The organism is Chryseobacterium sp., assembly GCF_008014695.1.
GTDB lineage: Bacteria > Bacteroidota > Bacteroidia > Flavobacteriales > Weeksellaceae > Kaistella.
Genome location: NZ_VOXE01000001.1, coordinates 422,406 through 444,426, shown reverse-complemented (window position 1 = coordinate 444,426; position 22,021 = coordinate 422,406). Strand labels below are relative to the sequence as shown.

At 43.4% G+C, this 22,021-nt stretch carries 13 protein-coding genes; 4 read left to right on the top strand and 9 right to left on the bottom strand.

Going from position 1 to position 22,021, the window contains the following annotated elements; translation table 11 throughout:
* Positions 1-120: 120 nt before the first annotated feature.
* On the top strand, positions 121-1,356 hold the full coding sequence (locus tag FUA25_RS02100) for a YaiO family outer membrane beta-barrel protein (RefSeq protein ID WP_147755243.1): 1,236 nt from the start codon (positions 121-123) through the stop codon (positions 1,354-1,356).
* Here FUA25_RS02100 and FUA25_RS02095 read toward each other — a convergent pair.
* The 6 genes from FUA25_RS02095 to FUA25_RS02070 form a co-directional block, all read right to left on the bottom strand.
* Positions 1,353-4,781, bottom strand: coding sequence for a sulfatase-like hydrolase/transferase (locus tag FUA25_RS02095; protein ID WP_147755242.1), 3,429 nt, complete (start codon positions 4,779-4,781; stop codon positions 1,353-1,355). The two genes, FUA25_RS02100 and FUA25_RS02095, sit on opposite strands and share 4 nt — an antisense overlap.
* Positions 4,775-5,836 carry a HEAT repeat domain-containing protein gene (locus tag FUA25_RS02090; protein WP_147755241.1) on the bottom strand — a complete coding sequence of 354 codons (1,062 nt, stop codon included), beginning with the start codon at positions 5,834-5,836 and terminating at the stop codon, positions 4,775-4,777. Before FUA25_RS02090 ends, FUA25_RS02095 begins: the two co-directional genes overlap by 7 nt.
* Before the next feature lie 12 nt (positions 5,837-5,848).
* On the bottom strand, positions 5,849-6,205 hold the full coding sequence (locus FUA25_RS02085; protein ID WP_147755240.1) for a response regulator transcription factor: 357 nt from the start codon (positions 6,203-6,205) through the stop codon (positions 5,849-5,851).
* A gap of 10 nt (positions 6,206-6,215) precedes the next feature.
* Positions 6,216-10,136: a response regulator gene (locus tag FUA25_RS02080; RefSeq protein ID WP_147755239.1), complete on the bottom strand. Its 3,921-nt coding sequence runs from the start codon at positions 10,134-10,136 to the stop codon at positions 6,216-6,218.
* Positions 10,137-10,587: 451 nt separating this feature from the next.
* On the bottom strand, positions 10,588-11,088 hold the full coding sequence (locus FUA25_RS02075) for a peptidylprolyl isomerase (protein WP_147755238.1): 501 nt from the start codon (positions 11,086-11,088) through the stop codon (positions 10,588-10,590).
* A 177-nt stretch (positions 11,089-11,265) separates the two neighbouring features.
* Positions 11,266-13,395 (bottom strand): type IA DNA topoisomerase, encoded by a 2,130-nt coding sequence (locus FUA25_RS02070; protein WP_147755237.1) that lies wholly within the window; start codon positions 13,393-13,395, stop codon positions 11,266-11,268.
* A 146-nt stretch (positions 13,396-13,541) separates the two neighbouring features.
* Here FUA25_RS02070 and FUA25_RS02065 point away from each other — a divergent pair, with 146 nt between their 5' ends.
* From FUA25_RS02065 to katG, 3 genes are all read left to right on the top strand, one after another.
* On the top strand, positions 13,542-13,988 hold the full coding sequence (locus FUA25_RS02065; protein ID WP_147755236.1) for a hypothetical protein: 447 nt from the start codon (positions 13,542-13,544) through the stop codon (positions 13,986-13,988).
* 204 nt (positions 13,989-14,192) lie between these two features.
* The gene (locus FUA25_RS02060; protein ID WP_147755235.1) at positions 14,193-14,825 is read left to right on the top strand and encodes an NAD(P)H-dependent oxidoreductase; all 633 of its coding nucleotides are present in this window, start codon (positions 14,193-14,195) and stop codon (positions 14,823-14,825) included.
* 241 nt (positions 14,826-15,066) lie between these two features.
* A complete protein-coding gene (gene katG / locus FUA25_RS02055; protein WP_228411619.1) occupies positions 15,067-17,400 on the top strand; it encodes a catalase/peroxidase HPI in 2,334 nt (777 codons plus the stop codon).
* Positions 17,401-17,490: 90 nt separating this feature from the next.
* Here katG and FUA25_RS02050 read toward each other — a convergent pair whose 3' ends face one another.
* The 3 genes from FUA25_RS02050 to secD all read right to left on the bottom strand — a co-directional run bounded on the left by FUA25_RS02050 (position 17,491) and on the right by secD (position 21,974).
* Complete coding sequence (locus FUA25_RS02050; RefSeq protein WP_147755234.1) at positions 17,491-17,730, bottom strand: hypothetical protein; 240 nt, start codon at positions 17,728-17,730, stop codon at positions 17,491-17,493.
* A 117-nt stretch (positions 17,731-17,847) separates the two neighbouring features.
* Positions 17,848-18,906 (bottom strand): calcium/proton exchanger, encoded by a 1,059-nt coding sequence (gene cax / locus FUA25_RS02045; protein WP_147755233.1) that lies wholly within the window; start codon positions 18,904-18,906, stop codon positions 17,848-17,850.
* A 149-nt stretch (positions 18,907-19,055) separates the two neighbouring features.
* Entirely contained in the window at positions 19,056-21,974 is a 2,919-nt protein-coding gene (gene secD / locus FUA25_RS02040; protein ID WP_147755232.1) for a protein translocase subunit SecD, read from the bottom strand.
* Positions 21,975-22,021 lie beyond the last annotated feature (47 nt).

Genomic DNA, 22,021 nt, shown 5'->3' with positions numbered 1-22,021 from the left:
GATTTTGCAACCATTATTTCGTCTTCCGTTGACTGTTTAAGGCTTTGATAAATGAAAGTAATAAAAACGGAAAAGTTCAATATATTTGCTGACTCAATTCACATTTTTAATGACTCTCCAATGAAAAAACGCCTTGGTTTTTTACTGCTGATTTTATTCCCTTTAACGCTTTTCAGTCAGCAGGATGTAAGTGCTGATGAATTATTTGCACAGGCAAGAACTGCCGCATTTGAGAAAAAGGATTACCCCACTTCTATCGCTCTGGCAAAGGAAGCCATCAAAAAAGCTCCCGAATACACCGAGATCGCAGTATTTCTTGGCCGGGTGTATACGTGGAATGAGGATTTGGCAGCCGCGCGGGAAGTTTTCAGTGAACTGGAGCGCAAAGAGGTAAAAGACGAAGATTTTTTCCTGGCCTATGCCTCCCTCGAATACTGGAATGATAATTATACCAAGGCGGTGGAAATTCTGGACAAAGGACTCGGTTATCACCCGAAGTCGGAAGCTTTATGGCATCTGAAGGCAAAAGTCCATAACAGCAGCGGAAATTATGCACTGGCCGAAGAGGCTGTAAACGCGCTGCTGCAAATTAATCCCGGAAATACAGAAGGGCGGGAAATGCTTGTCAGACTCAGCGACCTTACGTCCAAAAATGCGGTGGGGATCACCTATGGTTTTTCCCATTTCGACCGGCAGTTTGCGGACGACTGGCATATGGTGGGAATCAGTTATAAAAGAGTGACACCGATTGGTTCTGTGATTCTGAGAGGAAATTACGCCAATAAATTTGCAGAAGACGGCACCCAGATTGAACTGGAAGCCTATCCGAAGATCTCCCCTACTTTTTATCTGTATATAGGTGCTGCCTATTCCAACGATGTGGGCATCTTTCCAAAATACAGAACAGGCGTTTCGCTTAATGCCAACCTGCCGAAAAGCTTTGAGGCGGAAATCGGATACCGTCAGCTGCACTTTACCGACGATATCTGGCTGTATACAGCCTCCATCGGAAAATACTACAAAAATTTCTGGTTCAACCTCCGAACCTATATTACTCCGGACCGCGAAAATATTTCCCATTCCTATACCGGAACGGTGCGTTATTATACGAAAGGAGCCGAGGATTATTTTACCGTTCAGGCCGGAACGGGCATCAGTCCGGAAGAAAACAGGAGTAATTTGCTTGTAAATGAGACCTTCAAGCTCAAGACCTATAAAATCGGTGCCGGATACAATTTCTCGGTGAAAAGAACGAATATATTCTCCGTTTCGGCCATGTATTTCAATCAGGAATACCGCCCGAATGAAAAGGGAAACCAGTTTGATATTACCTTCGGATACACCAAAAAGTTTTAGAATTTCGGCTTGGTTTTCTTCATGAAATTCACATACACCGAATCCGGCATTAGCTTATTCGCGGAGTAAAACCGGCTATTCATGGCTTTAAAATCATTAAATTTCCTTGTGATTTTCTTCCGTTCGGCGGCATCTACAACAGGCTCCTCCTGCATTTTGCTGAGGATAAGCAACTGGTTGTCCTCCAGGTGGTAATTGCCATACACATAATTTACGAGTTGGTTCTTGCTTTTCATGATTGGGATTCCCGAGAGTGAAACATCAGAATCTGCCGTTAAGCCTTTTCCGACCCAGGTTACCGTAGATGGGGTGCTGATCTGATAATTGTTTCTGTAATAAGCCAGGATGGAAGGGGCAACATCGAAATGACTCACTATTTTCTCAAACTTTTTCGGAGCTTTCAGGAGCGGCGAATAGATCAGGAGTGGAACCCGGAAGCGGTCAATCTTGGACTGCAGGGTGATTTCAGGCATTGCGTGGTCACCTGTTATCACAAATATGGTATTGTCGAAATCGGGGCGTTTGCTGTAGCTTTCAATAAACTTTTTTAATGCATCATCGGCGTTCAGCACCGCAATCAGCTGTTTTTTGTGTTCTGCAGCCCATCTTTTCTGTTCTGTGTTCAGCGTATTGGAATTCAACTGCTGCAAATACCGTTTTTCATAAAAAGCCGTATTGTTGATGAGAAACGGACTGTGGGTGGATAAGGTGAGGATGGTGTTGAAGTAAGGTCTCGCTTCCGGTTTCTGTACTTCAAGCATTTTGGTAAAGACTGCCTGATCCTCATAGCCCCAGCTGGAACCGTTTTTTGAAGGAAGTTTCCGGTATGGTTTGCCGTATGAAGCTTCATCAATAATGTCATTGACGCCGCTATAGTTTAAAAAGTCACTCGTACGGTCGAAATGCGCATTTCCGCCGTAGTAAAATCCGGTATCGAACCCGTTGGCCTTTAAAATATTATAAAGATTTAAGTTTGGCGGTGTCTTCTGAATTTCCAAAAATCCGTTCTTGCCAAAAGGCAAAGAACCGGTAATTGCAGGCAACACTCCAAACGTACGCCCGGATGAACTGAGGTTGTTCTCCCAGTATAAACTTTTGTCTGCGAGTGAATTTAAAAACGGGGTGAAATTGCCTACATATCCGTTTGGTGACGAATATGCGTGACCCATCCCTTCCAGAATGATAAAAACCAGATTGGGGGTCTTTTCTGAAGTGTTGAAATATGTGCCGAGAAAATCCGGAGTGTTTTCTTTTCTCCAAAACGGGTAATCTTCATCGATCATATCCGGATTTTTCGCAAAGCTTCCGGCATCATTCCAGAGATTTTCTATTTCGGGATGCTGATTTACAAAATTATTGACATTGGAATTGAAAAAATATTCCCATTTGCTTTTGGCTGCATTCTGGTAAAATTCATTTACATTGTTCAGCACCATGATATCTTTTGGAATAAAAACCGCTAATAGTCCCAACCCCATTATTGCGACACCTGCATATATTTTCCTGAAAGGCATTTTTGCAGCAAACCAGAACGGAACAAAAGAAACTGCCGTTAAAATCAGCGCCAAAGCAATATTCTTCATGTTCAGCATTCCGCTTGCCTCCAGAATCTGTTTGATTTCTTCCCGGTCATAGTAAAGAATGTCTGCTCCAAGCAAATTCTTTGATTCTGAAAAATACACGAACAGCATGTACTGTACGATGACGACAAAAGTACAGACCACTAGAGCCAATATCATTGCCCACGATTCTTTAATGAAATTAAGAATAAGATAAAACAGGCCGATCCCGAAGGTGAGTTTCAGAATGAAAATGAAGTTCTCCAGAAACAGACTTTGTGCTATAACATCTTCAGGAGCTTCAGAAAAGTTATAACGGTACCATCCCCATTCCACCAATACTCCTACAATAAATAACAGCAGGAAAACAGAGGCAAATACTCCCCATTTTCGCAGTCCCATCTTCAGTATTGCCCAGATTTTTTCTTTCAGCGGCAAATTTTTAGTGTCCTGATTAAAGCCCTGACGCGTCATATCGCCCCAGGCATGGGATTTTTTGAAATAATCTATAAAACCTTGTACTCCGGCTTTCACCACCATCGGATGAAAATAGAAGGGTTCCAGAATCGCTGTTCCAATAAGGCTAATGAAATCTTTCCGTTTGGAATAAACCTGATGACTCACCAAATCTACCAGAATCGCATAGACTGAAAAGAGAAATCCGGAGGAAATGACCAGCGCAAACAGCACGATGAAAAACGGCCAGTTGATGATTCCCAGAATGAGAAAAACAAAGAACACCATATATCCGAAAAACTCAACAAGTGGCCCCAGAAATTCAAAGAAAAACCAGTACGGGAGACTCACCATCCCCAGTTTTCCGTATTTGGGATTAAACATGAGTCTGCGGTGTTTCCATAACGTTTCTATGGTCCCGCGCATCCACCTGTTGCGCTGTTTTCTTAAAATATCTTTGCTCTCGGGGGCTTCGGTCCAGCACAAAGGATCGGGAATGGTCACAACCTGGTACGGCTCCTTCTTCTCCTCCATATACTTCCGCATCCGGACTACGAGTTCCATATCTTCCCCAACTGTATTTTTATCATAGCCTCCGCAGGCCAGCACAATTTGGCGGTCGAATACCCCAAACGCACCGGAAATAAGGATTAAACCCGATGCACGCGACCAAGCCATTCTCCCCAGTACGAAAGCGCGGATATATTCCAGAACCTGGGTTTTGCCCAGAAGCGTTTTTGGAAGGTTGACTTCCACCACCTTTCCGTTCTCAATTTTACAGTTGTTGGCGAGGCGGATCACTCCCCCACATGCAATCACCTTTTTTTCTGACTGTTCCAAAAACGGTTTTGCGAGTTTCAGGATTGCGTCCTGCTCCAGAATACAGTCTACATCAATACATACCAGATATTCTCCTGATGAAATATTTACTCCCACATTCAGCGCATCCGCTTTACCACCGTTGTCCTTATCCACCACAATAAGTTTACTGAAGGCCGGATTCTTACTTTTATAGATTCCGCGGATGTTTTTTGTTGGGATTTCGCCCTGAACAAAAAACGAAACCGATTCCAGATCATATGCCGTTATGAGTTTCGCAATGGAATCATCTTTACTGCCGTCATTAACAATAATAATTTCAAGATTATGATAGTAAAGGGAAAGCAATGACCGCACATTTTCCACGACCGTCATCCCTTCGTTGTACGCCGGCGCAATGAGGCTGAAGGTTGGCGCGTTAGGATTTGCCGCGATAATGCTGTAGTCGGTGAATGTATTCTGTTTTTTGTAATTTACAACTGCTCCCAGGGCATATATGCCTACCCAGGCATAAATAATGAAAACAGCCGCACCATAGATTAAAAACAGCCATATTACAACTTCGTAAACGATATGAGCAAACTCTAACATATTTTTTCCTGCAATGCGTGTTTGATGATTCTAACCAAATGTTCCGATGAAGATTCGGTATCTGCTAAATTCTTAAGATAGGTTTCGTACCCTAATTCGAAAATGGTTTCTGCGGCTTCTATCTGGATACTCGTTTCGCCGCTTGCGAGGAGCTGTTGCTTAAGAAACGGTACGCACTGTGGGTCGCGGGAACGTCTCATTGCTTTCAGGATCTCTTCCCGGACGGCTAAAGACTGAGCGGGAAATATTTCCATAAAATCCTTTATTGTTGAAGGGTTTTCGAGCCACTGCAAAGTATGCACCGCTTTCACTCTTACCTCATCGTCATGATGAGTCAATAAAGACCACACCTTTGTATAGTGAGACAACATCTGGAATTTCCTCAACAGACTCAGTGTAAAAATAACCACTGAACTGTTTGAACTAGCGAGCCAATTGGAGATTATATGTTCGGAACCTTCCGGAATACGAGATACCGAGAGCAACAGGCGCAGCTGCTGCCAGTCTGAAATCCTGTTGGTGATATCATTTAAAAACTCAAGCCCTTTAAATCCTCTGAAAGCGGCCATAGCATAGCGTGCTTCCTGGAAAACCTGGGGTGATGGGTGATTGATATACGAAGAAATCTTGGGCAGTGCTTCCTCTACATTCATTGCCGTGAGTTCCTGAATCCCGCCTGCAATAAGATAGGGTTTTCTCTGATCGAGTTTTTTAAATGCTTCTTTTTTGAGATTGTAACTTGAAAACAGCCCTTTTATTTCCCCCTGAGCCAGTCCGGAAAATTTGTTTTCGGAACTTACCAGTTTCTCCAGAAAAAAATCTCTGAAACTGGCATTTTCTGAAAATTTATCAAAGCTCAGATCGGATTTATGGTCATTTTGACCAAAAACAATTGCTTCAGAAACTTTTTTGTCGATAATTTCTGACCATAACGCACGGTGCCGTAATTCTTTGTACTGATGAAAGCTGTAAAGAAGCACCGCAATAATCAGCAAAAGAACGACTACCAGTATGCCGATAAAAATATATAACAGTAAATGTAAAGAGTCGGGCATTCAATCTTTTTGTCAGTTAACAGAAAATCTCTTGATCCGCAGCATGAGTTCGTTGGGACTGAAGGGTTTCACAATAAAATCCGATGCCCCCAGGTCAAACGCATTGAGCACGACCTCTTCCTGCCCCATACTCGACAGCATGATGACGGGAATTTCTTTGCCGGAAGATTTCACTGCGGAAAGGATCTCGATGCCGGAAGCGAAAGGCATCATGATGTCTGTAATGATGAGATCAATCTCCGTTTTTTTTATCGTTTCAATGGCATCTTTCCCATTGCGGGTGAGAATCACTTCATACCCTTCCTTCAATAATTTATGTTCAATTGTTTTCAAAATCAATTCGTCGTCTTCAGCAATTAAAATCAACATATTTTACTTTTTAATTCATTAAACCCTTCATAATCGTCACTCCAATGCCTATTTCCGCCGTTATTTCATCCTTCAAGGCAGAAAAATCGGTGTTCGGATCTGTTTTTATTTCCCAATCTGCAGAAAGTTCTGCAAGTCTAAAGAGACCGGCAGTTCCTGCGGTTCCTTTCAGCTTATGAAGGAGTTTTTTAATTTCCTCTACTTCTCTGCTGTCTGCCGCCTGCGTAATCTTATCGGAGGACATGGTAAGCTCCTGCACTACCAGATTCAGAAACATGTTTTTAAAATCCACATCATCACCTACCTGTTCGCTGAGAAGGTCCATATTGAGATATTCTTCATTTACAATAGTTCCCGTGTACTCTTCAGCGGATTTATTCGAGAGATGTTTTTTCAGCATTTCAAAAAGATCCGCATGACGCAGTGGCTTCGGCAAAAAGTCGTTCATCCCTGCATTGAGGCATTTTTCTTTTTCTCCGAGAACATTTCCGGCGGTAACCCCGATAATTGGAACGTCTTTATATTCAGAAAGAAGGCGTATCTGTTTCGTAGCTTCAATACCGTCCATCACCGGCATCTGTACATCCATAAGAATTATACTGAACTGTTTTACCTTGCAGATTTCCAGCGCCTGCAACCCGTCAGTAACTTCCGTTAAATGGGCATCGGGAATAAGCGACTGCATCATTCTGTTGTTGAGCACCATGTTCACCGGATTATCATCAACCAACAGAACATTCAGAGAATGAGGAAAGAAAGAGTTCGCCTCTTCAGCTTTAACATGATTAATTTCGGGAGTATTGGTTTTTACGTTTTTTACTGCGCGCTTTAATGTACTGTAGAGGTCGGCTGACTTTATCGGTTTAAGGAGGCAGAATGATTTTTCATCCTGGCGGAAGGCATTGATAACATCGTGTTCTTCGGATGAAGTATGAAGCACAACCAATGGCGCTATCTCGTCTTGTTGGGTGAACAGTTCCTTGATTTTTTCTATCGTTTCCAAACCGGAGATTACCGGCATGTGGTAATCCATCAAAATAACATCAAAACGCTCGCCTTTCATCAAAATCTGTAAGGCCTCCATTCCGTTTGCGGCTAGTTTTGCATCAATATTTTTGTAAGCCAGCATGTGCTGAAGGATGATTCTGTTGTTTTCATTATCATCTACAATCAGAACGCGTTCAATTTTCAAATCCTCATCTTCCGAACTCACGTCCAATTCATCAATCTCATAAGGAATCTGCAACTGGAAGCAGAATACCGAACCTTTTTGCTGTTCGCTGGTAAGTATTAGCCTGCTGCCCATGTATTTCAGAATGTTGTTGGAAATCGTTAATCCCAAACCTGTTCCGCCGTAACGTTTGCTTACAGAGCTGTCTTCCTGCGTAAAAGCATCAAATATCCGCTGCTGTTTGTCTTTAGGAATCCCAATTCCTGTGTCGCGAACGGAAAAACGCAACGTGATATTTTCACTGTTCATCTCCAGTTTTTCGACCTTCAGTTCAATTTCACCGTGATCAGTAAATTTCACGGCATTCCCCAGTAAATTGATGAGGACCTGTTTGATTCGCGATTCGTCGAGGAAAACATTTTTGGGCAATCCCTGTTCAATATTCAGCAAAAGTTCAATATCCTTGCGTTGGGACTGATAAAGAATGACATTCATTACCTGGCTTACGAGATCATAAACGTTGGAACGGTCAATCAGAAGCTCCATCTTTCCGGATTCTATTTTAGAAAAATCGAGAATATCGTTGATGATGCTCAGCAAACTTTCGCCTGATTCATTAATATAATTCAGATACTGTGTCTGCATTTCGTTCAGCGGAGTTTTAAGCAGAAGATCTGAAAATCCGATTACCCCGTTGAGTGGAGTCCTGATCTCATGGCTCATATTGGCTAAAAACTCTGACTTCGCTTTGCTGGCTAAATCGGCGATTTCTTTTGCGTTTTTAAGTTCTTCATTTGTCTTTACGGATTCGGTAATATTTTGGATGGAAACAATGACTCCTCCTTTCAGCCCGTCAGACAGGTACCAGGGACCCACTTCCATCTTGTAATGCTGGATCTCCTCTTTATTGGAAACTTTGAGCGCTAAATCCTCATTCCTATAAGATTTGCCATTCAGTGCATCGAGATAAATCTGGCTTATTTCTACCGGAACCTCAATAGAAGTATACAATATATTTTTACCAATAATTTCCTTACGGTTCATGGAAAATTCTTCAGTCCAGGATTTGCTGACGTTTAGGTATTTCAACTCCATATCCAGCATTGCTACAGCAACAGGAACATCAGCTACAAATGACTGCAGCATTGCTTCTTTTCTCGACAGTTCCAAATAGATCTTTTTAAAAACATCTACATTCTGTATAATTCCAAATACTTTGGTGCAGAATTCATTTTCAAATTCAGGTATTCCTATTACCCGCACCCATATAATAGTGCCGTCATTTTGCACAAGTTCCAATTCTTCATCATAAGGCATACCTTCTGTAACCGCCCTGTTGAATAGAAAACGGGCTCTTTTTTCGCTTTCTGGAGTATAAAATTTCATCGCGCGTTCCAAATCGGGCTCGAAGGTTTGATCTACTTTATGAATATCTCTTGTAGACTGTGACCAAAAGACGGTACCGTGCTTCATATTCACTTCCCATCCGCCAACTTTTGCAACAGCACTCGTTTGTTCCAGGATCTTTTTAGTATATACAAGGTCTTTCTCAAGGGCCATTCTTTCGGTAATGTTGAGCGATGTACTCATTACATAAGGCTTTCCTTCCTCATCAGTATCTACTACGTTGTGATACATCCAGAACATTTCTTCACCTGCTTTTGACTTAAGGACCATTGTACCTAAATCTTCACCGTTTAATGCAATCCGTTCAAGGTACTGCTCCAGAAATGTCCAGTTTTTCTGGGGAACCAGATCTTTCAGATTCAGGCTCCTGGTTTCTTCAATCGAATAGTTAAGTGTTTCCCTTCCTTTTTCGTTCACATCCAAAATATTCCCTTCCATATCATGCATACTCATAAGTCCGATGGCATTTTCGAAAAAACTCCTGAATCTGCGTTCAGATCTTTCCAGTTTGGTTTTTTCCTCAATAAGGTGGGAAATATTGATTCCAAAGCAAAATATTTCTGAATTGTTTTGGTTCTGCTTAATATACCATTCAACAGTTATTTTTGTTGAAAGATCAATTTGGGTGGTGGTCGTTAAAAAAAGTTTCTCCTGATGTTGGGGGAACGTTTCAGCAAGCTGGTGTAAATCCGTATTATTTTCTCCCAGAAACGCAACAAAATTACTGTTGAGCACCTCACATTTACTTATTTGAAATACCTCTTCAAATGAAGGGTTCAGATTCTTTATCTTAAAATTATTATCGAGAACGCAGATGAGATTATTGGTCACACTGAAGGTCTGTTCAAAATACTCAGCCTGAATATTTCTTTTCTTCCCCATCAAAATTTTCGTGATCGCTTCCCCCATCTTTTTCAGTGAAGCCACTTGCTTTTCAGAAATTGGTTTAGGTTTATAATCGATAACGCAGAGTGTGCCTAATGCAAAACCCTCATCATCGATGAGTGGCACCCCCGCATAGAAACGAATTCCGCCTGCGATTATAAGTGGGTTTGATGATGATCTGTCATCGAGCAGGGTATCTTCAATAATTAGGATTTCCCGGCTGGCAATAGCGTACTGGCAAACCGTGTCTTTACGGTCTACAAAATCCAGGTCCATCCCTACGCAACTTTGTATGGTTTGGGTTTCCTCCTCCATCATTGCCACGATTGATGCCGGACAGTCTGCAATCAGGCATGCCACCTCCGCAAAAACGTCGAGCTCGGGATCTTTTCCCAAATGCATCAGATCAAAAAATTCCAGTTTTTTCAGGCGTTCATGCTCATTGGCAGGAACAGGAAATATTTTCATAGTGGTTTGAACTTGTTGTAATAAAGTTTCTCCAAAAAGCTTTATTTGAGGAGGAAGACCAAAGATAATATTTCAAAAATAAAATTGATATAATTTATACACAAAAATGGATTGAGTGTAAATTTCCGATGGATAAAAGACTACTTATTGGTGAACTTAAATTAAAATGCCGCCACTTACCTAGAGTCGGATAATATTTTCCGGTAAGTGCCAGCAGATTGTTCTGACACTCCAAACACATATACCACGAGTATTCACTATGGCCACGAATTCCGCAATATAATTATTCTGACATGTGTCACTGCAATCTACACCTTGGCTCTGCATTAATCATTAATATTGGCCTGAACGTTTTTCTTAACCTGGAAAACTACAAATAGCTTTCTGCCGCCTCACTCCTGAAAAACAAAAAGCCGCGGTTACCCGCAGCTTTCTATGAAATGAATTTGTATTAATGTCCGCCATGACCGTCAATGCCGTGCGCATGACCATGATCAAGTTCTTCCTCGGTCGCCGGTCTTGTGGTCACGACTTCAATATCGAAGTTCAGTACCTTCCCTGCCATCGGGTGATTCAGATCTACTGTTACGGCCTCCGGAGTCACTTCCAACACTACGGCATTCAGGTGGTTTCCGTCAGGATCCTGTAAAGGCAATATGGCGCCGAGCGGCGGTATTCCCGATTCCTCAAACATTTCTGCAGGCAGCTGCGTAGTGGCATTTTCTTCTCTTTCGCCATAGCCTTCCTCTGCAGTAAGCGTGAAAGATTTCTTTTCTCCGGCAGCCATTCCCTGAAGGTGCTCTTCAAACTTAGGAAGCATCATGCCCACTCCGTAAAGGAAAGTGAAAGGATTTTCAGCGTCGGTCTGTTCAATAAAGGTTCTTTCGCCGTTTTCTTCAATGGCATTCAGCGTGTACTGAAGTGCTACCACGTGGTTTTTTTCTATTGTCATTGTGTATAAGTTTAGCAAAGGCTTTTATATCCTTCGGTTAATTTTGGTATTTAAAGCAGCCGGTTTCCAGAATCTGCCAGTGTGCAAAGATAATATTTTGAATTAAAACGGTTTTTTTCGTATTCCACGGCCCAAAAACAAGCCGATTTTCAATTTATTAAGTGAACGATTCACCGACTACACAACAAACTCCACTTCCCACCGTTCCGACAATCTGAGCGCCCCTTCACTAATGCCCGCCGGATGCTCAGTAAACCCCTTGAGGCGTCCGGATTTTCGTTTTGTAATGAGTTCCAGGATCTGTTTTTCGGTGATTTTTTTGCCAAAAAGGCTAAAAAGTATTTTGAATCCGCAGTCTTTGTGAGCGGTGCAGCCGATTGCGCTCCGCCCTTTCATCAGTTGGTTTTCCTTGCATTTGGGACACTGCATTTCCTCCCAGGCAATGGGCAGCAATTTCCGCGGAACCACAGGCTTTTTTACTACGGGCATCGGTTCTTCGTGAAAGGAAATGGTCTTGCCCTTTCCGCGGATGACTTTTGCGGTGAGGTCAGTTACCATTTGGATGAGCTCCTCCCTGAACAGAGCGGCACCGTATTCTCCGCGTTCTATTTTCCTCAGTTTGAATTCCCATTCGCCCGTAAGTTCCGGACTTTTAAGCAGCTCATCGTCGATGACATCAATGAGTTCCACGCCTGTAACGGTGGCGAAAAGGTTCTTTTTTTTCCTTTCAATGTACTTTCTTTTGAAAAGGGTTTCAATGATGTTGGCACGGGTGGAAGGTCGTCCGATGCCGCTGTTCTTCATCATTTCGCGCAGCTCTTCGTCCTCCACCTGCTTTCCGGCGGTTTCCATGGCGCGGAGCAGCGTTGCTTCCGTGTATGGTTTGGGCGGACTGGTTTTACCGCGGTGAATCAGTGGCTTGTGCGGACCTTTTTCTCCGGCTTTAAACTCGGGGATCTGCTGTTCCTCTTCTTTCACTTCATTCTTATCCTTTGTCTCTTCCTTCACTTTAGCTTCATCTTTAGCATATACTGCACGCCAGCCCGGCTCAAGAATCTGTTTTCCTGAGGCTTTAAATGGGATTTTACCTACCTGTCCTTCCACAAGGGTATTGGAGATCTTACATTCCGGATAAAAGACCGCAATAAATCGTCTTGCCAAGAGATCATAGACGAGTTTTTCCTCTTTTGTCAATTGTGCAGAAGGCGGAATTTCGGTCGGGATGATCGCATGATGATCCGTTACTTTGGCATCATCGAAGACGGCTTTGGATTTCGGGATGGGCTGCGCGAGCAAAGGAGTGGTGAGTTCCCTATAAAAATTCATGGACTGCAGTATCACGGAGATTTTCGGATGCAGATTTTCAGAAAGGTAAGTGGTGTCGACCCGCGGATAAGTCGTATGTTTCTTTTCGTAAAGACTCTGAATGTGTTTAAGGGTGTGATCGGCAGAGAGTCCGTATTTTCGGTTGGCTTCTACCTGAAGCGCTGTGAGGTCAAAGAGCCGAGGGTTTTTCTCTTTCCCCTCTCTTATTTCAAAGGAGATGATATCAAAGAGATGCTGCTTCAGATATTCGAGTCCTTTTTCTGCCTTTTCTTCGGTTTTCAGGCGGTCAATCGCAGCACTGAAAACCACATTGCGGTAGCGGGTTTTCAGTTCCCAGTATTCTTCCGTTTCGAAAGCTTCCATTTCTTTCTGGCGCTGCACGAGCATGGCAAGTGTGGGCGTCTGTACCCTGCCGACCGAAAGCACACCTTTATTTCCGCCAAATTTACGGGTGTAGAGCCGTGTTGCATTGATCCCAAGAAGCCAGTCGCCAACGGCGCGTGCATTGCCGGCGAGGTAAAGGTTATCATAGGCTTCCGCCGGTTTTAAACTGGAGAAACCTTCCCTTACCGCATCTTCTGTAAGCGAAGAAATCCAGAGCCGTTTTACTGGTTTTGTACATTTCGCTTTCTGCAGGACCCACCGCTGGATGACTTCCCCTTCCTGACCGGCATCACCACAGTTGATGACCTCTTCGCAGGCTTCAACGAGTTTGGCAATAATGCCGAACTGTCTTTCGACACCCGGATTCGGTATGAGTTTGATGCCAAAGTTCTGCGGAATGACGGGCAGGAAGATGAGGTCCCAGGATTTATAATGCGGACTGTAATCATGGGGTTCCTTGAGCGTACAGAGATGCCCGAACGTCCACGTCACCCAGTATCCGTTGCCTTCGAAATATCCCTGTTTAGGCATGTCGGCTCCCAATACCTTGGCGATATCGCGGGCAACACTTGGCTTTTCGGCAATACATAATTTCATCTTACAGCTCCATTTTTGACGTGCAAATTTCCGTTTTTTTTCTGAATAAATCTCAGGACGTTCCGTGAAGTATTTCTGTAACGAAATTTAATTTATTAATTTCGTATAAAGTCGAAAGACATCCATCTTACCATTTACTCTCAAATATGGATCACCGTTTCCAGGATCAGCAGTACCGTCTCAGCTATTTCCAGCAGGAAGTTGCGGTGATCTGCTCCGTATGTACAAAAAAAGCAACCGCAAAAGCCGATTACGAAGCACAGAAAGTCCGTTTGACCTGTACCTCTTGCGGACATCACCGCGAAGTGAGCACCTGCCGTTCGGCCTTCGGAATGAACGCTCATTACATTACTGCGGCGCATGTATATCTGGATTTGCCGCTTTGGTATGAGACTTCCTTTAAAAATGAGATATTCTGGGCTTATAATGAGGCGCACCTCCTTTATCTGGAACAGTATATCATAGCAAAACTCAGGGAGCATAAAGACCGAACACACTTTACCTTTCTGGAAAAACTGCCGAAGTTCTACCACGACTCCAAAAACCGGGAAGCGTTACTGAAAATCATCAGTAAACTCAAAAACAAAAAGTAAGGTGACCTTTAGACGATTACTTTGTCATCATTCGAAAAAATATTTTGGTTTCCTTTTTATTGATTTTATCTACCGTGCGTTTCTCAGCATTCGATCGTTAAGGTTCTGTATTGCACTTATCTTTGTGCCTTCAATAAACCGTTAAAAACAAGCTGTCAGAAGTGACGAATAAAGCGGAAATCTATAACCTTTTAAAATATCATCATGTCATTACTCGAAGATTTAAACTGGCGCCATGCCGCCAAAGCATATGACCCTAACATAAAAGTTTCACCGGAAGATTTAAACAAGATACTCGAAGCTGCAAGGCTCGCTCCTACTTCATCAGGTCTTCAGCCATTCCGCGTTATTGTTGTGGAAAATCAGGACTTAAAAGAGAAAATGGTAGCAGGTGCCCTGAACCCGGAGGTGATGCGGGACTGCTCACATGTACTGGTATTTGCAGCGTGGGACCGCTATTCCGCAGAGAAAATAGATCAGGTGTATGATCACCATACGACAGTACGGGATTTGCCGCAAGGCAGATTCAGCAGTTATACCGATCAGCTGAAAAATATTTATGGTGCACAAACTCCAGACGAACATTTTGCGCATACGGCAAGGCAGACCTATATTGCATTAGGACTTGCGATGGCTCAGGCGGCTGAACTTAAAATAGACAGTACACCTGCGGAAGGATTCAGCAATGAAGTAGTGGATGGAATCCTGGCACTTAAAGAACTCGGATTAAAAAGTGTAACGCTTCTCTATCTCGGATACCGTGATGAGAAAACCGACTGGCTGGCTACAATGAAGAAAGTAAGAATTCCGATGGAGGAATTTATTGTAATGAAATAATACATGGAATTAAAATTTTTTCTCAATTTGCCCTGTTCAGGTTTACTCCGGACAGGGTTTTTCTTTTTAGAAGCAACGCTATAGCTTTCTCCGAGACACAATATGCACTCACCCTATTATGAATCTTATCGCTTCTCAAATTATGTAATCATTAACGCCTATCACTGTTATTTTCAGAATAAATCATGAATCCGGAATTTTTACCATCGATTCTTTTTAACTTTGGTAAAAACAGTACAATATGACAAATTCAGAAGGACGCTGTCCGCATCATGAAGGACAGAAAGCACAGGAAGCTATGGAACAGGCCAATCAACCCGTTCAGAATGACCCTGCACAGGGCGAAACCATCCACAGCCAGAACGAAGAGAATCCCATTCCCGCAGCGGGCGGATCTTTGGGACAGAACGGGAAATGTCCCGTTATGCACGGCGCCAATACTGAAGAAGCAAATGATGTGATGAGCTGGTGGCCGAAAGCACTCAATCTCGATATCCTTTCTCAGCATGACACAAAAACAAATCCTTTGGGAAAAGAATTTAACTATGCCGAGGAATTTAAAAAACTCGATCTCGAAGCAGTAAAAAGAGATCTTAAAAACCTCATGACCGACAGCCGCGAATGGTGGCCCGCCGACTGGGGCCATTACGGCGGACTCATGATAAGAATGGCGTGGCATTCGGCAGGAACTTACAGAACTGCAGACGGCCGAGGCGGAAGCAATACCGGCAGCCAGCGTTTTGCGCCACTAAATTCCTGGCCTGATAATGTGAACCTCGATAAGGCAAGAAGACTGCTCTCGCCCATCAAAAAGAAATACGGAAACCGGCTTTCATGGGCAGATCTCATTATCCTCGCAGGAAATATGGCTTATGAATCGATGGGTCTTAAAACCTTCGGATTTGGTGGCGGACGTGAAGATGTTTGGCATCCTGAAAAAGACATTTACTGGGGATCTGAAAAGGAATGGCTGGCTCCTACCGGCAGCGAGGGCAGCCGCTATACCGGGGAAAGAGAACTTGAAAATCCTCTGGCTGCAGTGATGATGGGGCTTATTTATGTAAATCCTGAAGGAGTGGACGGAAATCCGGATCCACTGAAAACCGCAGCAGATTTGCGCGTTACCTTCAAACGAATGGCCATGAATGATGAAGAGACTGCCGCCCTCACCGTGGGTGGGCATACCGTAGGGAAATGTCATGGCAACGGCGATGCCTCCGCTCTTGGTGGTGATCCGGAAGAATCCGGGCTGGAAACGCAGGGTTTTGGATGGATCAATCCGAAAGGAAAAGGTCACAGCGAAGATACGGTGACCTCCGGTCTTGAAGGCGCGTGGACAACCCATCCAACGCAGTGGGACAACGGTTATCTGGATCTGCTGCTGAACCACGAATGGCAGCTCACAAAAAGTCCGGCCGGAGCGAACCAGTGGGAGCCTGTGAATCTTCCGGAGGAACTGAAGCCGGTAGATGCGCACAACCCGAATATCCGCAGAAATCCCATGATGACCGATGCCGATATGGCTTTAAAAATGGATCCGGGCTACCGTGCGATTATAGAAAGATTTCACCATGATTTTGAATATTTTACCGATACTTTTGCAAGAGCCTGGTTTAAGCTTACCCACCGTGATCTTGGTCCGAAATCCAGATATCTCGGCAAGGATGTACCTGCTGAAGATCTGATCTGGCAGGATCCGATTCCTTCAGTGGATTATGTAATTACCGATGAAGAAACTGAAGATTTAAAAGGAAAAATACTTAACAGCGGACTTACCAGAACAGAACTCATCAATACCGCCTGGGATAGTGCCAGAACCTATCGTGGCTCCGATTACCGCGGAGGCGCAAACGGAGCCCGAATCCGTCTGGAACCCCAAAAGAACTGGGAAGGAAACGAACCGCAAAGGCTCCGCAAAGTGCTGGATATTCTGGAAATGATTCAGTCTAATTTCGGAAAAAAAGTAAGCATGGCTGATCTTATTGTTCTGGGAGGCACTGCTGCCGTTGAACAGGCTGTGAAAGAGGCAGGATATAATATAAATGTTCCTTTTTCCGCCGGACGTGGTGATGCGAGTCAGGACATGACCGATGCGGAATCTTTCGATGAACTCGAAACCATACACGACGGCTACCGCAACTGGCTGAAAAAGGATTATGTGGTTTCTGCAGAAGAACTCATGCTCGACCGCACCCAACTCATGGGTTTAACGGCTCCGGAAATGACCGTTCTCGTAGGAGGGATGCGCGTTCTGGGAACGAATTACGGCGGTACCAAACACGGTGTTTTTACCGATCGCGAAGGTACTTTGAGCAACGATTTCTTTGTAAACCTTACCGATATGAATTACCGCTGGATTCCGGTTTCGGACAACCTTTACAACATTGTGGACCGAAAGTCCGGAGCAACGCGCTGGACGGCAACCCGGGTGGATCTAGTATTCGGTTCCAATTCCATTTTGCGTTCCTATGCTGAATTTTATGCACAGGATGACAATAAAGAGAAATTCGTGAAGGATTTTGTAAAAGCCTGGACGAAAGTCATGAATGCAGACCGCTACGATCTCAAAAAATAATCAGAAAAAAGCCCTTTCCAAATGAAAGGGCTTTTTTATTTGCGGAAAACTGTTGATTTGCCAATGCAGTTTTCAGAACCATTAGAATAATCAGTGCTGTTCAGCAAGATACTCTACAAGACTGGCATCTACCATTTCTTTGTTCATCATATAAAATTTTTCGGGCTCTTCGTAATCGGCGCCTGTACCGTTGGGTCTTAAAACAATTTCCCTTTCAAACCGGTTTCCGTTGAATTCGAAACTCACTTCGCGCGTTACTACGCCGTGTTCTTCTTTTGCCTGCCCTAAAGCCAACAGCAGGAATTCGTTTTCTTTAATCTGTATTTTCATTAGATCTCTATTTATAATTTTTGAAGATTTTAATCATTTGTTCAGACTTCTAATTTACAATTTTTCACCATTACCGCAGTTTACATTAAATTACATGAAAAGGAATAAGGCTATCCTTTACCCCCACCAAAAAGCCGCAGCAATGATGATGTACAATCCTATTAATGCTACGCCCTCAAGCCAGATACTTTCTCCATCAAAAACAATGAATGCACTGACTAAAACGGAGAGCGCCAGTGAAGCCAGGAGCAGTGGGCTCAGCACAAATGACAGTACTGCGCCACCCAGGAAAAATGATATAATGATCAGAAGCGGGTACAGAACCAATGCAACCTGCAGTGATGAATTCAAAATGACACTCACTGCATAATCGGCTTTATTTTTTATGGCCAGTTGAATCCCAACCAGATTTTCAATCGCATTTCCGGCAATAGCCACAACAATTAAGCCGGCAAATACTTCGTTGATTCCTAAGGACTCCATAGCAGGATTCAGGGCTTTAACAAACCAGTCTGAGACAAATGCAGCAGCAACTCCTGCTCCTGCCAAAACGCCCAAGGTTACAGGCATAGACCAACTTGCCGAGTGCGGTTCTGTTTCTTCACTCGGAACCACCGACTTGTCGCCTTTAATAGAAAAACTCAGAAATGCGCCAAAAACAACAAGTAAAACTATCGCCACAATAAGATCCAGTGTATTGATATGACTTTCCGCAGGAGTATGAAGATAAAAAGTAAGTGTAGGTACCGCCATTGCTGCAAAAGCTAAGATCATCAATATAGCATTCATCTTTGGAGGCTCCGAATGGAAGTACTGCCGTCCATTCTTAATTCCGCCGAAAAAAATTGCCATTCCGAAGACAAGCACAGAATTTCCGAGAATAGATCCTACCAATGCTGCCTTAACTACTGTAACCAGCCCTGCTTTTAAGGCAAAAATACAAACGAACAGCTCCGGTAAATTACCCAATGCCGACTGTAAGACCCCAGTGGCGGCAGGTCCCATTCTACTCCCTAACTGTTCTGTGGCTTTTCCGACAATCATCGCAACCAACACCAGCGCTGCAGCAGCAACAGCAAAGAGCAGCACCGCATTAATTCCGGTATAAGTCGCGACTCCTGTTGCGGCAGCCACCAAAACAGCACCGATTATGAGTACAATATCTTTCTTATTCATGATGTAGTTTGTATTTATAAAAGTAATAAAAAAGAATGACTAGTGGTTAAATTCCACCATGAATGAGCAGTATGATAATGTACAACCCGAACTGCGGATAAAAGAAAAAGTCCTTCTTTCGAAGGACTTTTTCTATAAATGAGTTTTTATTATTTTGCTTTTGGAGTAATGACATCTTTAACGGTACTCGATTTGCCGTGAGGCGTTTCCTCTTTTCCTTTGCCTTTCAGGAAATCGTAAGCAATCGCTGAGGCAATAAAGATGGAGGAATAGGTTCCGAAAATAATCCCTAAAAGAAGAGCAAACATAAATCCTCTTAGGTTGTCTCCACCGAAGATGAAGATGGCTGTGATCACCAGAATGGTGGTGAAAGAGGTGTTGAAAGTCCGTCCCAAAGTACTTGAAATGGAGTCATCAAAGAGTCCGGCCAAAGTAAGGGATTTTTTCTCCCGCAAATATTCCCTGATCCTGTCGAAGACAATCACGGTATCATTTATTGAATATCCAAGAACCGTAAGGATCGCCGCAATGAAATCCTGGTTGATCTCCATGCTGAACGGCATATAACGGTGAAGCAAGGAGTACGCACCTAAAATAATGATCGCATCATGCGCAAGACCGGCAACTGCTCCGAGGGAGAACTGCCATTTGCGGAATCTTAACAGGATGTAGAGGAAGATTCCCGCCAGCGCAGCAATCACCGCAAGCGTTCCTCCTGATTTAATATCATCTGCAACGGTAGGTCCAACCTTCGTTGAGGAAACAATTCCGGCATGTCCTTTATCAGAAGCTTTAAAATCCTGAAGGGTTAAGTTTGCAGGAAGCTCATTTTTCAGACCTTCATAAAGTTTCTTTTCAATCGTCTGATCGGCAGCTAAAGACTCATCATTGATGAGGTAATCGGTAGAAATTTTAAGCTGGTTGTCGGTTCCGAATGTTTTGGCCTCCACAGAAGAGTTGAGATTATTGGAAGTTGAGAATATTTTAAGCAATTTTTCCTCAACCTGAGTCGCATCAACCGGTTTTTCGAATCTCACGACATAATTTCGTCCGCCTGTGAAATCAATTCCGTATTTGAAGCCGTTGCTGGCAATTGAAATAATACTGGCTACAGTAAGCACTGCGGAAATGATATAGGCATATTTTCTTTTTCCGATAAAATCGATCCAAACGTTTCTGAAAAGATTTTTCGTAAGCGGAGTCCAAACGGAAAGTCCTTTTCCTTTGTTAAGACGTGCAAAGATCATTACCCTTGACAATAAAACAGAAGTAAAGAACGTCATCAGGATACCGATGATCAATGTAATCGCAAAACCTTTGATCGGACCAGTTCCGAAGACATACAGCACCACTGCGGTAAGGATCGTTGTTAAGTGACCGTCAATAATCGCTGAAAGCGCATGTTTGAAACCGTCTTTATAGGCTTCGAGGATATTTTTCCCGGCAAAGAGTTCTTCCTTGGTTCTTTCATAAATGATCACATTCGTATCCACCGCCATGGCCATGGAGAGCACGATCCCTGCAATTCCCGGAAGGGTAAGGGTGAAATCCCCAGAATCCATCATTCCAAAAATGTAGAAAAGGTTAATGATCATGGCAATTACCGCATAAATTCCGGCACCGCCATAATAGAAAATGATATACGCAATAATCACCAGGAAGGCTATCATAAAGGAAAGCACACCCGCATCGATGGATTCAGCACCCAAAGACGGTCCTACCACATCGGCCTGAACAATTTTTGCACCGGCTGGAAGTTTTCCTGCACCCAGTACATTTACAAGATCCTGTGCTTCGTCCTGAGAGAAGTTACCTGAAATCTGTGTTCTTCCGTTCGGAATTTCACCAACTACATTCGGGGCCGTGTATACTCTGTTGTCCAAAGTTACTGCAACCGGCTTGTTTACATTTTTCGCAGTCATGGTCTTCCAGTCTTTCGCACCGTCAGAATCCATCTGCATGTCCACTACAATTCTTCCCATCTGGTCGTAGCTGACGTTTGCAGTCTCCACCGCGCCGTCAACCGGAGCTTTTTGGTTGATGTTTCCGCGAACGGCATACAGAACCAAATTCTCTTCATCACCGGATTCCGGTTTGTAGCCCCACATGAACTGGGTATATTTTAAGTTTGAAGGACGGGCCTCCACCGCTACTTTGCTGTTGATGATTTTATTCACCGCAGCAGTATCGGATAATTTTACGTTGGCAACGCCGTTTGATCTTAATTTATCAACCTGAAGAATTTTGGTGAAGTTGGTGTTCTTCGCCACTCCCATTGAATCTCCTTTTGCAGCAACCATTGTATTTAGCTGCTCGAAGTACGGATATACTTCAGGAGTCTGCTGCACTTCCCAGAACTGGAGTTTTGCAGAAGTCTGAAGCATTTTTTTCACGCGGTCAATATCTTTGATTCCAGGCATTTCCACAGAAATCCTTCCGGTTCCAGGTACCTGCTGCACGTTTGGCTGCACGGCTCCCATCTTGTCGATACGCGTTCTGATTACTTCAAAAGCGGTCCCGATAGACTGCTCAATTTTTTTTCTGACGATGCTTTTCACCTGATCGTCACTCGTGTTGTATTTTACTTCCGATAATGTTGTATTTCCGAAAATATCCGGATCGGCAAGTTTCAGGTTGGTGCCTTTTTCTTTATTCACCGTCTCAAAAACATCGAAGAAATTATCGATATAGGATTTTGTGGAGTTTCTCTGGGCTACATCGGTCCGGTTAAGGGCTTCGATAAGCACAGGATTGGTGGAATAATTGGTAAGGTCATTTACCAAATCTCTTTGGTTGATTTCCAACAGCACGTTGATACCGCCTTTCAAATCCAAACCCAGTTTCATCTCTTTTTCCTTCGCTTTGGAGTAGTAAAGTTTGGTGAAACCGAGGTTCAAAGTGTCCTTCGAGAGTCTTGAAAGCTCTTTCTGGTACTTAGCCTGGTTGTTTCCGGCAATGGCAGTGGCCTGGTTTTCAATTTTGCTTGCGTACCAAGTCGGCAGTAATTCGTTGAGGCAAATTAATCCCAAAACAATGGCAACAATCGTAATAAGTCCTTTTCCTTGCATTTTATACAACATTAAAATTAGTCGGCAAATATAATGATTTTATCTAA

Excerpts from the sequence above, each read along its gene's own strand:
- FUA25_RS02090 (WP_147755241.1), bottom strand. The coding sequence starts at position 5,836 with ATGCCCGACTCTTTACATTTACTGTTATATATTTTTATCGGCATACTG.
- FUA25_RS02065 (WP_147755236.1), top strand. The coding sequence starts at position 13,542 with ATGGATCACCGTTTCCAGGATCAGCAGTACCGTCTCAGCTATTTCCAG.
- FUA25_RS02095 (WP_147755242.1), bottom strand. The coding sequence starts at position 4,781 with ATGTTAGAGTTTGCTCATATCGTTTACGAAGTTGTAATATGGCTGTTT.
- cax (WP_147755233.1), bottom strand. The coding sequence starts at position 18,906 with ATGAATAAGAAAGATATTGTACTCATAATCGGTGCTGTTTTGGTGGCT.
- secD (WP_147755232.1), bottom strand. The coding sequence starts at position 21,974 with ATGCAAGGAAAAGGACTTATTACGATTGTTGCCATTGTTTTGGGATTA.
- katG (WP_228411619.1), top strand. The coding sequence starts at position 15,067 with ATGACAAATTCAGAAGGACGCTGTCCGCATCATGAAGGACAGAAAGCA.
- FUA25_RS02070 (WP_147755237.1), bottom strand. The coding sequence starts at position 13,395 with ATGAAATTATGTATTGCCGAAAAGCCAAGTGTTGCCCGCGATATCGCC.
- FUA25_RS02100 (WP_147755243.1), top strand. The coding sequence starts at position 121 with ATGAAAAAACGCCTTGGTTTTTTACTGCTGATTTTATTCCCTTTAACG.
- FUA25_RS02080 (WP_147755239.1), bottom strand. The coding sequence starts at position 10,136 with ATGAAAATATTTCCTGTTCCTGCCAATGAGCATGAACGCCTGAAAAAA.
- FUA25_RS02075 (WP_147755238.1), bottom strand. The coding sequence starts at position 11,088 with ATGACAATAGAAAAAAACCACGTGGTAGCACTTCAGTACACGCTGAAT.
- FUA25_RS02085 (WP_147755240.1), bottom strand. The coding sequence starts at position 6,205 with ATGTTGATTTTAATTGCTGAAGACGACGAATTGATTTTGAAAACAATT.
- FUA25_RS02060 (WP_147755235.1), top strand. The coding sequence starts at position 14,193 with ATGTCATTACTCGAAGATTTAAACTGGCGCCATGCCGCCAAAGCATAT.
- FUA25_RS02050 (WP_147755234.1), bottom strand. The coding sequence starts at position 17,730 with ATGAAAATACAGATTAAAGAAAACGAATTCCTGCTGTTGGCTTTAGGG.